This is a genomic window from Streptomyces sp. R21, from assembly GCF_041051975.1.
Lineage (GTDB): Bacteria > Actinomycetota > Actinomycetes > Streptomycetales > Streptomycetaceae > Streptomyces.
The window spans coordinates 3,335,868-3,349,370 of the sequence record NZ_CP163435.1 but is presented as its reverse complement, the minus strand read 5'-3'; the positions used below and the strand labels follow the sequence as shown (position 1 = coordinate 3,349,370).

11 protein-coding genes are annotated in these 13,503 nt (G+C 69.5%); 5 read left to right on the top strand and 6 right to left on the bottom strand.

Translation table 11 applies throughout. From position 1 onward, the window contains the following. Window positions 1-96: 96 nt before the first annotated feature. Complete coding sequence (locus tag AB5J56_RS14840; RefSeq protein WP_369233186.1) at window positions 97-2,451, top strand: tetratricopeptide repeat protein; 2,355 nt, start codon at window positions 97-99, stop codon at window positions 2,449-2,451. Here the strand turns inward: AB5J56_RS14840 and AB5J56_RS14835 are convergent. The 3 genes from AB5J56_RS14835 to AB5J56_RS14825 are packed head-to-tail and all read right to left on the bottom strand — an operon-like array spanning window position 2,368 to window position 5,509. After that, window positions 2,368-3,207 carry a carbohydrate ABC transporter permease gene (locus AB5J56_RS14835; protein ID WP_369233185.1) on the bottom strand — a complete coding sequence of 280 codons (840 nt, stop codon included), beginning with the start codon at window positions 3,205-3,207 and terminating at the stop codon, window positions 2,368-2,370. The genes AB5J56_RS14840 and AB5J56_RS14835 overlap by 84 nt on opposite strands. Before the next feature lie 2 nt (window positions 3,208-3,209). Further along, on the bottom strand, window positions 3,210-4,109 hold the full coding sequence (locus AB5J56_RS14830; RefSeq protein WP_369233184.1) for a carbohydrate ABC transporter permease: 900 nt from the start codon (window positions 4,107-4,109) through the stop codon (window positions 3,210-3,212). A gap of 26 nt (window positions 4,110-4,135) precedes the next feature. After that, on the bottom strand, window positions 4,136-5,509 hold the full coding sequence (locus AB5J56_RS14825) for an extracellular solute-binding protein (RefSeq protein WP_369233183.1): 1,374 nt from the start codon (window positions 5,507-5,509) through the stop codon (window positions 4,136-4,138). Between the two features lie 175 nt (window positions 5,510-5,684). Between AB5J56_RS14825 and AB5J56_RS14820 the strand changes: the two genes are divergently transcribed. Both AB5J56_RS14820 and AB5J56_RS14815 read left to right on the top strand, forming a co-directional pair. Beyond that, on the top strand, window positions 5,685-6,275 hold the full coding sequence (locus tag AB5J56_RS14820) for a hypothetical protein (protein WP_369233182.1): 591 nt from the start codon (window positions 5,685-5,687) through the stop codon (window positions 6,273-6,275). 64 nt (window positions 6,276-6,339) lie between these two features. Beyond that, window positions 6,340-6,759 (top strand): hypothetical protein, encoded by a 420-nt coding sequence (locus AB5J56_RS14815; RefSeq protein ID WP_369233181.1) that lies wholly within the window; start codon window positions 6,340-6,342, stop codon window positions 6,757-6,759. Window positions 6,760-6,813: 54 nt separating this feature from the next. Here the strand turns inward: AB5J56_RS14815 and AB5J56_RS14810 are convergent, their stop codons facing one another. Both AB5J56_RS14810 and AB5J56_RS14805 read right to left on the bottom strand, forming a co-directional pair. Beyond that, complete coding sequence (locus tag AB5J56_RS14810; RefSeq protein ID WP_369233180.1) at window positions 6,814-7,521, bottom strand: response regulator; 708 nt, start codon at window positions 7,519-7,521, stop codon at window positions 6,814-6,816. After that, window positions 7,518-9,218, bottom strand: coding sequence for an ATP-binding protein (locus AB5J56_RS14805; protein WP_369233179.1), 1,701 nt, complete (start codon window positions 9,216-9,218; stop codon window positions 7,518-7,520). The genes AB5J56_RS14810 and AB5J56_RS14805 overlap by 4 nt, the downstream gene beginning before the upstream one ends. Before the next feature lie 227 nt (window positions 9,219-9,445). Between AB5J56_RS14805 and AB5J56_RS14800 the strand changes: the two genes are divergently transcribed. Then, window positions 9,446-10,828: a cation:dicarboxylase symporter family transporter gene (locus AB5J56_RS14800; RefSeq protein WP_369233178.1), complete on the top strand. Its 1,383-nt coding sequence runs from the start codon at window positions 9,446-9,448 to the stop codon at window positions 10,826-10,828. 87 nt (window positions 10,829-10,915) lie between these two features. On the opposite strand, the gene AB5J56_RS14795 is transcribed toward AB5J56_RS14800, so the two are convergent. Further along, on the bottom strand, window positions 10,916-11,524 hold the full coding sequence (locus AB5J56_RS14795) for a TetR/AcrR family transcriptional regulator (RefSeq protein WP_369233177.1): 609 nt from the start codon (window positions 11,522-11,524) through the stop codon (window positions 10,916-10,918). 187 nt (window positions 11,525-11,711) lie between these two features. Between AB5J56_RS14795 and AB5J56_RS14790 the strand changes: the two genes are divergently transcribed. Continuing rightward, the gene (locus AB5J56_RS14790; protein ID WP_369233176.1) at window positions 11,712-13,403 is read left to right on the top strand and encodes an MFS transporter; all 1,692 of its coding nucleotides are present in this window, start codon (window positions 11,712-11,714) and stop codon (window positions 13,401-13,403) included. The last annotated feature ends 100 nt before the right edge of the window (window positions 13,404-13,503 follow it).

Here is a 13,503-nt window from a genome sequence, read left to right as displayed (position 1 = left end):
CTGCCAAGTCGCCTGTCCAGACCGTGTGTTGGGCGGGCCGGGGCGGCGTACCGTGATGTCACGGGAGGCGGTACGCAGGGTACGGGGGACGGCACGATGACGAACGGGTATGACGGGGACCATCTCGACTTCCGGGGCGGGAAGTTCACCGGTCCCTTCACCGCGAAGGCCGAGTACCACGAGCACGGACCGGCGCCCACCGCGCTGGACGCTCTGCCCATGCGGGTCGGCGGGTTCACTGGCCGTGACGACGAACTGCGCATGCTGCTGGACGCGTTGGACCCGTCGGCGTACGGAGCTCCCGAAGCGGTGGTCGTGACGGCCGTGTCGGGGCTCGGCGGCATCGGCAAGACGGCGCTCGCGGTGGAGGCGGCACACCAGGCGTGCGCACGCGGCTGGTTCCCCGGTGGGGTGCTCTTCATCGACCTGCACGGATACGACTACAACGAGGAGTCGGTCAGCGCAGAGCAGGCTCTTGAGGCCCTGTTGCGCGCTCTGGGCACTGCGTCCCAGCACATCCCGACCCGAGTCGACGACCGGGCCGCGCTGTACCGGTCGGCCCTCGCCCAACGGGCCCGGGAGCGGGGCCCGATGCTGGTCCTGGCCGACAACGTCGGACTGGCCGAGCAGGTACGGTTCCTGCTTCCCGGCGGCGGGGCGAACCATCGCCTGCTGGTGACCTCTCGTGAACGCCTGCCCCAACACGGGGCCAGACTTCTGCCATTGGACGAGTTGACGTCGGAATCCGCGTACGACCTCCTCGACCGAGCTCTGCGGCTGGCGAATCCGTACGACAATCGGATTCGCTACGAAAGGGTGGCGGCCGAGGAGCTCGCCGCCCTTTGCGGGTATCTTCCCCTCGCCCTCCAGCTCGCGGTGGCCCGTCTCGCTCTGGACCGCTCCAAGCCGGTGGCGGAACTCACCGCCGAGCTCGCCGAGTCATGGGATCGGCTCGACCTCGACGACGGCGAGCGCAGTGTCCGCGCCGCCTTCGACCTCTCCTATCGCCGACTGCCGTCGGAGCAGACCCGTCTGCTCGGTCTGCTCGCCCTCGCACCCGGCCCCGAGGTGACCACGCAGGTGATCAATGCGCTGGTCGGTGCGGAGACGCCGCCGGTCAGGGCTTTGGACGCGTTGGCTCGTGCACATCTCATCGAGCAGGGCACCAAGCGCGGCCGATGGCGGTTGCACGACCTCGTGCGGGCGTTCGGAATCAGTGTGGTGAACGGGGACACCGCCCTGGCGCAGGAAGGGGAGGCGGCTCGTTCGCGGGTGCTGTCGTTCTTCTGTCGGTGGGCGGAGGAGGCGGATGCCCGGTTGCGATGGCTGGCCGGGATGCCGGAATCCGAACTCTTCGCCGACCGGGCGGCCGCGCTTGCGTGGTTGGACGAGGAGCGAGCCGGGCTGGTGGCTGCCGTGCAGTGGGCGCAGGAGGAGCGGTACGCCGCCGCGGCGGTGCGGCTGGCCGAGCTGCTGGCCGTGTACCTGGACTGGCGGCGCCACTTCGACGACCTGATCGTGGTGAGCAGCGCCGCCCAGGAAGCCGCGAAGCATGCCATGAACCACAGAAGCGAGGCCGCCGCCTGGAGCAACCTCGGCAATGCCCTGGGGGGTGCGGGCCGGGTGCAGGACGCCATCGACGCACTCACCCGGGCGCGCGAGTGCTACCAGCGGGCCGACGACCGCCATGGCGAGGCGATCGCGTTGAGCAGTCTCGGCGCGGCCCTTCGTGACGCGGGAAATGCCGCGGAGGCGATCGACGCCCTCAACCGCGCCCTCGCGCTGTATCAGTTCGGCGCCGGGGACCGGCATCGCGAGGCGATCGCCTGGACCACCCTTGGCCTCGCGCTCGCTCAGGACGGCCGGCCGGAGGCGGCCATCAACGCCCACACCCGCAGCCAGGACCTGTTCCAGGCGGCCGGGGACCGCCACCGCGAGGGCATCGCGAGCAACAACCTCGGCAGCGCGCTGATGCAGGCCGGACGTGTGGAGAATGCGATCGTGTCGTACTGCAGAGCCCTGGAGATCTATCAGGAGTTCGAGGACTGGTACCGGACCGGCCGGACCCTGGAGAACCTTGCCAGGGCCCATCTGGTGGCTGGTACCCGTGGCCAGTCACACCAATGCTGGCTGCGGGCCGGCCAAGCCTTCACCCAGGCCGACGCGCCCGACCGGGCGGCCAGTGCCTTCGCCGAAGCCGACGCCATCATCGCCCCCTCACCCGCCAAGGTCCCTGCCGTGGTCGACGCTCCGGACCCCGCGTCCAAGGCCGCCCCCGCCGAGACCGGCTGGGGCTACCCCCACGGACCGCTTCCTCTGCAGCTGCCCCCTGGCGGTCCCCAGGTGATCTCCGGCCCGTCCATCTACCTACCCCTTGACCGCACCGCCGAGCGCGAAACCTCCGCCCAGTCGTCGGGCGATCAGGAGGTAGAGCACCAGCACGGGAGTTGAGTAGACGACCGAAAACGCCGCCAGCTGCCCATAAACAACCATCCCCCGATTCCCGAAGAACTCATTGATGCTCACGGACGCCGGCATCTGATCCGGCGTGAGCAGCAGCATGAACGGGACGAAGAAGTTGCCCCACATCATCACGAACGAGAAGACCGTCACCACTGCCACACCCGGCCCCATCAGCGGCAGCACGATCCGGATCAGCGACTGAAATGAAGAAGCGCCGTCCGTCCACGCCGCCTCCTCCAACTCCTTCGGCACCCCATCCATGAAATTCTTCATCAGCCAAATGGCGAACGGCAGTTGGGACGCGGCGAAGAAGAAGATGGTGCCCTGCGTCGTGTCGATCAGGTTCACCTGGACGAACAGTGCGTACACCGGAACCATGATCGCCGTGATCGGCAGGCTCGTCGCGAAGAGGATCGTCAGGAGGAACGGGCGGTTGAGCCGGGACCGGAACCGCGACAGCGGGTACGCCGCCAGGGCCGCGCACACCACCGTCAGCAGCGTCCCGCCCCCGCACAGGATCAGGCTGTTGAGCAGCGGTGTGAACGTGATGTCCGACGTCAGGACCGCGTCGAAGTTGTCCCAGGTCACGCCGTCCGGGACCTTCACCTGGAGGTCGGCCTTCGGGTCCAGCGAGGACAGGATCACCCACGCCAGGGGGAGGGCGAAGGCGGCCGCCACGGCGAGGAGGCCGGCGTCGGCCGCCAGGCGGCGCGACGAGCGGCGGGACGTGAGAGTGCGCGGCATCCTCACACCTCCGTTCGCAGCAGCCGCATGTACACGACCGAGAACAGCGAGCCCACCACCAACAGCAACAGCGCCACCGCCGTCCCGTACCCGATCATGCTTTTCTGGAAGGCCTGTTCGTACATGAAGAGGGGGAGGGTCTGGCTCTTGTTGCCGGGGCCGCCCCGGGTCATCACCCAGATCAGGCCGAAGACGGACAGGGTCTGGAGCGTGTTGAGCATCAGGTTCGTGCCGATCGAGCGGCGGATCATCGGCAGCGTGATGTGCCACATCCGGCGCCAGCCGCCCGCCCCGTCGACCTCCGCGGCCTCCGTGATCTCCTTCGGGATCTCGTTCAGCGCCGCCGAGTACACGAGCATGGAGAAGGCCGTGCCCCGCCAGACGTTCGCGAAGGACACCGCCAGGATGGGGAGGGTGAACAGCCAGTTCTGGGACGGGAGATGGAGCCAGTCCAGGATCGCGTTCAAGGTGCCCTCGCGGCGGAAGAAGGCGTAGAGCAGGAAGCCCGCCACCACCTCGGGCAGCACCCACGCCGTGATCACGATGCCGCCCACCAGCGTACGAATCGGCTTCGACGACCGTTGCATGAGCGCGGCCAGCGCCAGGCCCAGGGTGTTCTGGCCGATCAGCGACGACACGAGCGTGAACACCAGCGTCAGCCACACCGCGTTCAGGAACGCCTCGTCCTTGAACGCGGCCCGGAAGTTCTCGAAGCCCACGAAGGACGAGTGGGCCTGGCCCGTCAACTGCAGGTCGGTGAAGGCGATGTACGCGCAGTAGACGATCGGGCCTGCGAGGAAGAGGGCCAGCAGGACGACGGCCGGAGCGACCGGGAGCGCGCGGGTCAGGGAGCGGCGAGCGCTTCCCCGGGGTTGGGGCGGGGAAGCGACCTTTCCCCGCACCGGGGACACTGTCCGCGTGCCGACGCTCACTTCTTGATCACTTGGTCGTCGGTGGCCGACTTCAGCTCGTCGTCGTATCCGCTCGCCGCCTTCTCAGCCGAGGAATCACCCGTCGTCACGGCTTCCATCGCCTCCTGGATCGCCGTGGAGACCTTCGGGTACGCCGGATACGCCGGGCGGTAGTGGGTGCTCGCCACCAGGTCGGTGAAGAACTTGATGCCGGGCTGCGCCTTCACGTACGCGGGATCGGACGCCACGTCCTGCCGTACCGAGATACCGGAGTTGGCGATGTACCACTTCTGGGCGTTCGCCTTCGTCTGCATCGTCTCGATGAACTTGAACGCCAGGTCGGGGTTGGACGCCTTGGACGGGATGGCCCAGGTCCAGCCGCCGGACATGCTCACCTTGCCGGGGGCCTGGCCGTGCTGGGTCGGCATATGGGCGAGTCCCAACTCCTGTGACCACTGCGGCCATTCATGTCCGCTGCCCTTCAGCCAGTCCTGCGGGAGCCAGGAACCGTCCAGGTCGATGGCGAGCTTGCCCTTGGGAAGCAGGTCGCCGCGCACGATGGTCTGGATGTTGGGGTCGAGGGCGACGTCCACGGAGGGGCCCAGCTTCTCCTTGTAGACCGTCTCGACGAACTTCAACGAGTCCTTGAAGCCCTGGCCGCCCGCGATCCACTTCTTCGACGCCGTGTCGTACAGGGGGTCCGACTTTCCGTCGCCCGTCCCGTACAGGAGCATCTCCATGCCCTGCATCGTGGCGGCCTCGCCCGCCGGCTTGCCCGTGTAGACGTTGAGAGGGGTGACGCCGGGCACCTTCCGCTTCACCGTGCGGGCGGCGTCGAGGACCTCGTCCCACGTCTTCGGCTGCCAATCGGCAGGCAGGCCCGCCTTCTTGAAGATGTTCTTGTCGAACCAGAGGCCCCTGGTGTCCGTCCCGTCCGGGACGCCATACGTCTTCCCGTCCTGCGCCTTGGCCGCCGTCTTCGCGGTGTCGATGAACTGACCCCAGTCCTTCCACTTCGCGAGGTACGGGTCGAGCGGCTTCAAGTACCCGCTGGTGATGTCCGAGTTGATGAGGAAGGTGTCCTCATAGACCAGGTCGGGAGCCGTCTTCGGGGAGCGCAGCATCTGCTGCAGTTTCGTGTAGTACTCCGAGTCCGGCGCCTTGATCGGGACCAGCTCGACCTTCTTGCCGGGATTCGCCTTCTCGAACTGCTTCTTGATGTCGGCCAGGTAGGTGTCCATGATCTTGATCGAGTTGTCCGTGGACTGCTTGAACGAGATCTTGACGGTGTCCGGATCACTTCCGGAACCAGAGCTGCACGCGGTGAGGGACGCGGCGGTGATCAGCGTTGCGAGGAGAAGTGGAGCGGCGGCGGTGGGGCGCACGGGCACGACCTCCTACTGGCCTACGTCGTTGTGGCCGAGTCGAGTTGTCTGCCCGGTGAACGTAAGAGGAGTGGTCTAGTCAGGTCAATGACCGTGCAGCGGCTCTGGGTCTTAGGGTGCTGCCAAGTCGCCCGCGCAGAGGGTGCATCCGGTGGTTGTGTGCGGGGAGGGCGGGGGACGCATGTCGGAACGATCGGAACGCGGTGTCACCAAGGGGCAGTTGCTGCTCGCCGAGTACCAGAGCGTCAAGGACGAGCAGAAGGCGCGGATCGGGTTTCGGGACAACCTGCTCTATGTGACCCTCGCCGTGGTGGCCGCTGTCGTGGCCGCCGCCGCGCAGGCCAAACAGACATCCATGCTGCTGGCGTTGCCGCCCGTGTGTGTCGTCCTCGGGTGGACGTACCTCGTCAACGACGAGAAGATCTCCGCGATCGGCGCCTATGTGCGGGGGGACCTGGCGCCGCGGCTCGCCGAACTCGCCGACACCGACGTCGTGTTCCGGTGGGAGACCGCCCATCGCGGTGACACCCGCAGGGCCTCGCGCAAAGTGATCCAGTGCGGAATCGACCTGCTCGCCTTCTGCGTCGTGCCGCTCGCCGGTCTCGGCGTCTACTGGGGCAGTGGCCAGGTCGGGGCGGGGCTGCTGGTGTTGTCGGTCGTCGAGGCGCTGGCGGCGGTGGGCCTCGGGGTGCAGGTCGTGTCGTACGCCCGTGGGCCGGTGGCCGCCGTACAACCTCCTGCCGTCACCGGACGTCCACCTCAAGGGAGTTGAGTGCCGGAGCTCTCAATCTGCCGGGACTCTCAATCCCCCGCCCGGGTCTTCCTCAGGGGGCGACATGACGTCGGACGGCAGCGAACGCACCAACTTCACCGGAGCGGTACGGCGGTTCTTCCGGCTGCCCGCGCAGGCCACCCGGGATCCCGCTCCGGTCGTCCCACTGGCCCGGGTCTGGCTCATCGGCTGCCTCGCCTTCGGAGCCGGGCTGGCCGCGATGGGCTGGGACGACGAGTTGAGCCTGATGGGCGTCGTCACCGTGCTGTCGCTGCTCGACGACGTGATCAAGGGCGTACGGTATCGCTGGCCCGCCTTCGCGAGCGGGCTGCTGGCCGGGTGGGCCGTCACTCGCCTCGCGAACGCCGTGATTCCCGCCCCCGACGATCCCGACTGGGCCGACTACCCCGGCCTCGCGCTCGGGACCCTCGCCGCGTTCCTGACCTTCGCGGCGATCACCCGCCTCCGGCCGCGCCGCCGTTGAGCGGCGCCCATGTCAGCCCCGCACCTTCAACGCCGCCGTTGACCGGCGCCCGCGTCAGCCCCGCACCTTCACCCACCGGTACTGCAACTCCGGCCGCCCGACAGTCCCGTACTGCGGACTCCGGTCCGCCCGGCCCGCGTCCACCAGATGCTCCAGGTAACGCCGGGCCGTGATCCGGGAGATGCCGACCGCCTCGGCGACGCCCGCCGCCGTGAGGCCCTCGGCGGCGTCCCGCAGCGCACGTGTGACCCGTTCCAGCGTCGGGGCGCTCAGGCCCTTCGGCAGGGCGGCCGGACCGGGGGCGCGCAGCGTGGCCAGGGCCCGGTCCACCTCGTCCTGGCCGCTCGCCTCGCCCACCGAGGCGTGGAACTCGGCATACCGCACCAGCCGATCCCGCAGCGTGGCAAAGGTGAACGGCTTCAGCACGTATTGGACGACGCCCAGCGACACCCCTTCCCGCACCACCGCTAGATCCCGCGCGGACGTCACCGCTATGACGTCGGCGTGGTACCCGGCGGCCCGGAGAGACCGCGCGAGCTGCAGCCCATGCACGTCGGGCAGGTGCAAATCCAGAAGCAGGAGGTCCACCGGCGTACGGTCCAGGGCGCGGCGCGCCTCCGCCCCCGTATGGGCCTTGCCGACCGCCGTGAAACCGGGGACCCGGCCGACGTACATGACGTGCGCGTCGGCGGCGACGGGGTCGTCCTCGACGACGAGCACGCGAATCGGTGGGTGGTCGGAGGTGGGGCCGGTGTCGGTCATACGTCGCCTCCAGGCAAGGCGTGCTGGGCGGCACGGGGGTCTTGTACGGGTGCGGCAGTGGCCCTTTCACCCGCGGACGGCACCGGCGCCTCCGCCGAGCCCACCGTAGGCAACGGCAACCGCACCTCGAACTCCGCCCCGCCCCCGGCCGCCTCGGCCACCGTCAAGGTCCCCTCGTGCCGGGCCACCGCCTGGCGGACCAGCGCGAGCCCGAGCCCGCGCCCGCCCGGCCCCGCCGGTTTCGTCGACCAGCCGCGCTGGAAGACGGCCTCGGCGTGCGCCGGGTCGACGCCGGCGCCGGTGTCGGCGACCCGCAGGACCAGACCGTCGGCGTCCGTGAACGCCGTGACCGTGACGCGGGCGCGCACCGTGCCCTGCGCCGCGTCCACCGCGTTGTCGATCAGGTTGCCGAGGACGGTGACGAGGTCGCGGGCGGGCAGCGAGTCGGGCAGGAGGCCGTCGTCGATGGCGCTGTCCTCCGACACCACCAGTTCCACGCCCCGCTCGTTCGCCTGGGCCGCCTTGCCCAGCAGCAGCGCGGCGAGGACCGGCTCGCTGACCGCCGAGACCACCTGGTCGGTGAGCGCCTGGGCCAGTTCCAGTTCGGAGGTCGCGAAGTCGACGGCCTCCTCCGCGCGGCCCAGCTCGATCAGCGAGACGACCGTGTGGAGCCGGTTCGCGGCCTCGTGAGCCTGCGAGCGCAGCGCCTGGGTGAATCCGCGCTCGGAGTCCAACTCGCCCATCAGCGACTGGAGTTCGGTCACGTCGCGCAGAGTCACCACGGTGCCGCGGCGTTCGCCGCCGGACACCGGGGAGGTGTTCACGACCAGCACGCCCGTCTCGGTCAGGTGCACCTCGTCCACCCGCGGCTCCGCCGACAGCAGCGCGCCGGTCAGCGGGGCGGGCAGGCCCAGCTCCGCCACCGAGTGGCCCACCACGTCGCCGCTCACCCCGAGCAGCTCCCGTCCGCCGTCGTTGATCAGCGCCACCCGGTACTGCCCGTCCAGCATCAGCAGCCCCTCGCGTACGGCGTGCAGGGCGGCCTGGTGGTAGTCGTGCATGCGGCTGAGCTCGCCCGCGTTCATGCCGTGCGTCGAGCGGCGCAGCCGGGCGTTGATGACATACGTGCCGAGACCGCCCAGGGCCAGGGCGCCCGCCGCGACCCCGATGAGGGCGGTGACCTGGTCCTGCACCCGAGAGGTGATCACCTCGACCTTGATGCCCGCGCTGACCAGGCCGACGATCACGCCGTCGTCGTAGACCGGAGTGACGGCGCGCACGGACGCGCCGAGGCTGCCCGTGTACGTCTCCGTGAACGAGACGCCCTTCAGCGCGGGGCCGATGTGGCCCAGGAAGTGCTTGCCTATCAGCCTCTTGTCGGGGTGGGTCCAGCGGATGCCCTGCGGGTTCATGATCGTGATGAAGTCCACGTCCGTGTCCCGCTGCACCTGGAGGGCGTACGGCTGGAGGGTCTTCGTGGGGTTCGCGGTGCGGATCGCCTCCCGCACCGACGGGGCGTCCGCCACGGACCGGGCGACGGCCGTGGCCTGGCGGGCCGCCGCGTCCTCGGCCTGGCTGCGGTCGCTGACGTACGTGAACAGCGCGTACCCGGCGACGAGGACCGCGATCAGCACGGCCTGCATGCCGAAGAGCTGACCGGCCAGGCTGCGAGGTCGGGGAACGCGGGGGAGGCGCATGCCATCAGTGTGCCCCTGCGCTCATGCGTGAACTAAATGAACGGAAGGGTGACCGCCCTCACAGGCCGGGAGATAGTCACCGCATCCCGGGATCGATTTTCCCGGCCCGACACGGGATTCAGGTTCCCGTTTCGGATCCCCTCCCGGAAGCGAGCCGCACTCCGGGTTCCGCCGGACGTGAGCCGCACGCCGGAATGATGCCGACGTCGTCGTCAAGGAGGCCAGCCGTGGCCAGCACCGCCCGAACGGCACCTGCCGCACCCGCTGGGAAGCGGGACCGCACCCACTACCTCTACATCGCCGTGATCATCGCGGTGCTCCTCGGTATCGCCGTCGGCTTCGCCGCGCCGGACTTCGCCAAGGAGCTCAAGCCGATCGGCACGGGCTTCGTCTCGCTGATCAAGATGATGATCTCGCCGATCATCTTCTGCACGATCGTGCTCGGTGTCGGCTCCGTACGGAAGGCCGCCCAGGTCGGCAAGGTCGGAGGGCTCGCGCTCGGCTACTTCATCGCCATGTCCTTCGTGGCGCTCGCCATCGGCCTGGTGGTCGGCAACATCATCCACCCGGGCAGCGGGATGCACCTGACCGAGGCCGTCAAGGGCGTCGGGCACGAGCAGGCGGCGAAGGCCGCCGAGGGGCCCGTCGACTTCCTGCTCGGGATCATCCCGACCACGTTCGTCTCGGCCTTCACCTCGGAGACGGTGCTCCAGACCCTCCTCGTGGCGCTGCTCGTCGGGTTCGCGCTGCAGGCCATGGGGCGCTCCGGTGAGCCGATCCTGCGTGGGGTCGAGCACATCCAGAAGCTGGTCTTCCGGGTCCTCGGCATGATCATGTGGGCCGCGCCCATCGGTGCCTTCGGTGCGATGGCGGCCGTGATCGGCGAGACCGGGATGGACGCGCTGAAGGCGCTCGTCACGATCATGCTCGGCTTCTACGTCACCTGTCTGCTGTTCGTCGTCGTCGTGCTCGGCACGCTGACGAAGCTCGTGGCCAAGGTGAGCATCTTCCAGCTGCTGAAGTACCTCGGCCGGGAGTTCCTGCTGATCGTCTCCACCTCGTCGTCCGAGTCCGCGCTGCCGCGGCTCATCGCGAAGATGGAGCACCTGGGAGTCGGCCGTCCGGTCGTCGGTATCACCGTGCCGACGGGCTACTCCTTCAACCTTGACGGCACGATGATCTACCTGACCATGGCCTCGCTGTTCATCGCCGACGCGATGGACCAGCCGATGGGCATCGGCCAGCAGATCGGGCTGCTGCTCTTCATGATGGTCGCCTCGAAGGGCGCGGCCGGTGTCTCAGGATCCGGTATCGCCGTCCTGGCCAGTGGTCTGCAGTCGCACAAGCCCGCCCTGGTGGACGGCGTCGGCCTGATCATCGGCATCGACCGCTTCATGAGCGAGGCCCGCGCCGTCACCAACTTCGCGGGCAACGCGGTGGCCACCCTCCTCATCGGCACCTGGACCGGCGAGGTCGACAAGGACCGTGTGAACCGTGTCCTCGCCGGCGAGCTGCCCTTCGACGAGAAGACCCTGCTGGACGACGACGAGGACGACGCCCGGGCGGCGGTGCCGGAGCAGGGCGGCGAGAAGGAACTCGCCAAGGCGTAGTTCCCCGGGGTCTGCCACCCCCACAGCCCCGAGCGGCTGGGTCACTCCCCCGTAGGCCCGGCCGCTCGGTCCCCAGCTCAGCGACGCTCAGTCGCTCAGCTTCGCCACCAGCTCGGTGGCACGAGAGGCGGGTACGCCCGCCGCGGTCAGCATGGTGACCGCGGCGGAGCGGCCCGCCTCTTCCGCTGCCAGCAGGCCGTCGTTCACCGCCTCCATGAGCGCGAACAGCGACTGCTCGTGTACGTAGGCCAGGGCGCCCGGCGGCAGTGGTGACTCGAACACGCCCTGGTCCAGGCCGCGCCGGAGGGTCTCGACGCAGGCCTCGCGGACGGGGGTGAGCCGGTCGCGGATGCCCTGCATGGTGACGCTGCGCTGGGCGAGCGCGACCAGCAGCCGGTAGCGGTCGGCGATCTCCCAGACGGCGAGCGTGGAACGGGCGAGCGACTCCGCCGGGTCCGCGACCCCTTCGCGGCCGGCCGCGTGCGCCGCCGCCACGGTCTCCACCGCCTCGTCGACCAGAGCGCCGACCAGGGCCTCGCGGTTCTGGAAGTGCCCGTACACGGTGCGCCGTACGACCCCCGCGGCCCGCGCGATCTGGTCCATGGACGCGTCGGGGTCGCGCAGCAGCTCGGCGAGGGCGACGTCGAGGATGCGGCGGCGGTTCACATCCGCGCGGCTGGGGCTACCCGTGGTCATGACAGCCATTCTGCACGCCGTTCGCCGGCCCGCGTCCTCTCGTCCACAAGGCCTCCACCTCCTCCATTTGCACAGTGCTGTGCAGTCGACGTACATTGCGCATGGTTGTGCAATTGCACGCCACTGTGCAAGTTCCCGTGCCGGCCGACCGCCGCGCCCGCCGATCGAGAAGGGGCGACCCGTACCCATGCATCTCGTCATCAACGAACCGGTCGAGAGGATGGACCGGCCCTACGCCCGGCGCTGGTGGGCACTGCTCGTGCTCTGCCTCAGCCTGCTGATCATCGTGATGGCGAACACCGCCCTCACGGTCGCCGCACCCGACATGACCCAGGACCTGGGCCTGTCCAGCGCGGACCTGCAGTGGGTCATCGACGGCTACACCGTCCCGTACGCCGCGCTGATGCTGCTGCTCGGAGCGATCGGCGACAAGTACAGCCGTCGCGGCGCGCTCCTGCTCGGGCTCGTCGTCTTCGGCGGCGGGGCGGTCGCGGGCTCCCTCGTCGACAGTTCCACGGGGGTCATCGCGGCCCGTGCCGTGATGGGCGTCGGCGCCGCGCTGATCATGCCCGCCACGCTCTCCCTGCTCGCCGCGACCTTCCCGCGCGCGGAGCGGGCCAAGGCGATCACCCTGTGGACCGCCACCGCCGGACTCGCCATCGCGGCGGGCCCGTTGGTCGCGGGCGCGCTCCTGGAGCACCACGGCTGGTCGTCCACGTTCCTGATCAACGTGCCCATCGCCGCCGTCGCCATCGTCGGCGCCCTCGTCCTCGTACCGCCGTCGAAGGCCGCGCACCACAACCGCATCGACTTCGTCGGCGGGCTCCTGTCGGTGGTGTGGATCGGCGCGCTCGTCTACATGATCATCGAGGGCCCGCACTTCGGCTGGGGCGTCAAGGCGATCACGGCGGCGGTCGTCGCGGGCGCAGGATTCGTGCTCTTCGTCGTCTGGGAGCTGCGCCACCCGCGCCCCGTCCTCGACGTACGCCGCTTCGCGCAGCGCCGGTTCGCCGGCTCGAACCTCGCCGTCGCACTCTTCTTCCTCGCCGTCTTCGGCGCCTTCTACTACCTCACGCAGCACCTCCAATTCGTCCTGGGATACGACGCGTTGGACACCGGCATACGGATGCTGCCGCTCGCCGGGGCGGTCTTCGTCGGCTCGGCACTCACCGGCTACCTCACCCCGCGCATCGGCATGAGGATCACGGTGACCGCGGGCATGGTCGGCGGCACCGCGGCCCTCGCACTGCTCACCCAGGTGGACGCGGCGTCGACGTACGGCGACTTCGTACTGCCCCTGGTCATCCTCGGCCTCGCGATCGGGCTCGCGCTCTCGCCCTGCACGGACGCCATCATGGGCTCGTTCCCCGAGGCCGAACTCGGCGTCGGTGGCGCGGTCAACGACACCTCGCTGGAACTCGGCGGCTCGCTCGGCATCGCCATCCTCGGTTCCGTGCTGGCGAGTTCGTACTCCTCGCACCTCTCGGACGCCACGGCGGGCAGCAGGCTTCCCGCGAACGCCCTCGGCCAGGCGCAGGACTCGGTCGGCGCCGGTTACGCGGTGGCCCAGGGCATCGGCGACAAGGCCCGGCAGCTCGGCGAGCAGGCCGCCCACGCGAGCAGCACCCAGCAGGCCGCGCAGCTGAAGGCGCAGGCCGACCAACTCGCCCAGGGCGCACGCCAGATGGCGGATGCCGTCGGCTCCTCCTTCGCGGACTCCGTCGCCCACACCAGCCTGGTCGGCGCGGTGGTCCTCGGCGTGGGGACCGTGCTGGTGGGCTTCCTGCTGCCGCGCAAGGGGCGTACGGCGGATGCCGAGCAGGCGGCCTCCGACGCCTCCGCAGAGGAACGCGAACCGGCGGAGAGTGCGGCGCGCTGAAGCCGCCGGGAACCCAAACCCCCGAGATCGTCGTCTCGTGCAACATGCACTACCGTGCCGAGCCGTGCCGGACCGACCGGTGCGGCACGGCACGTTCTGC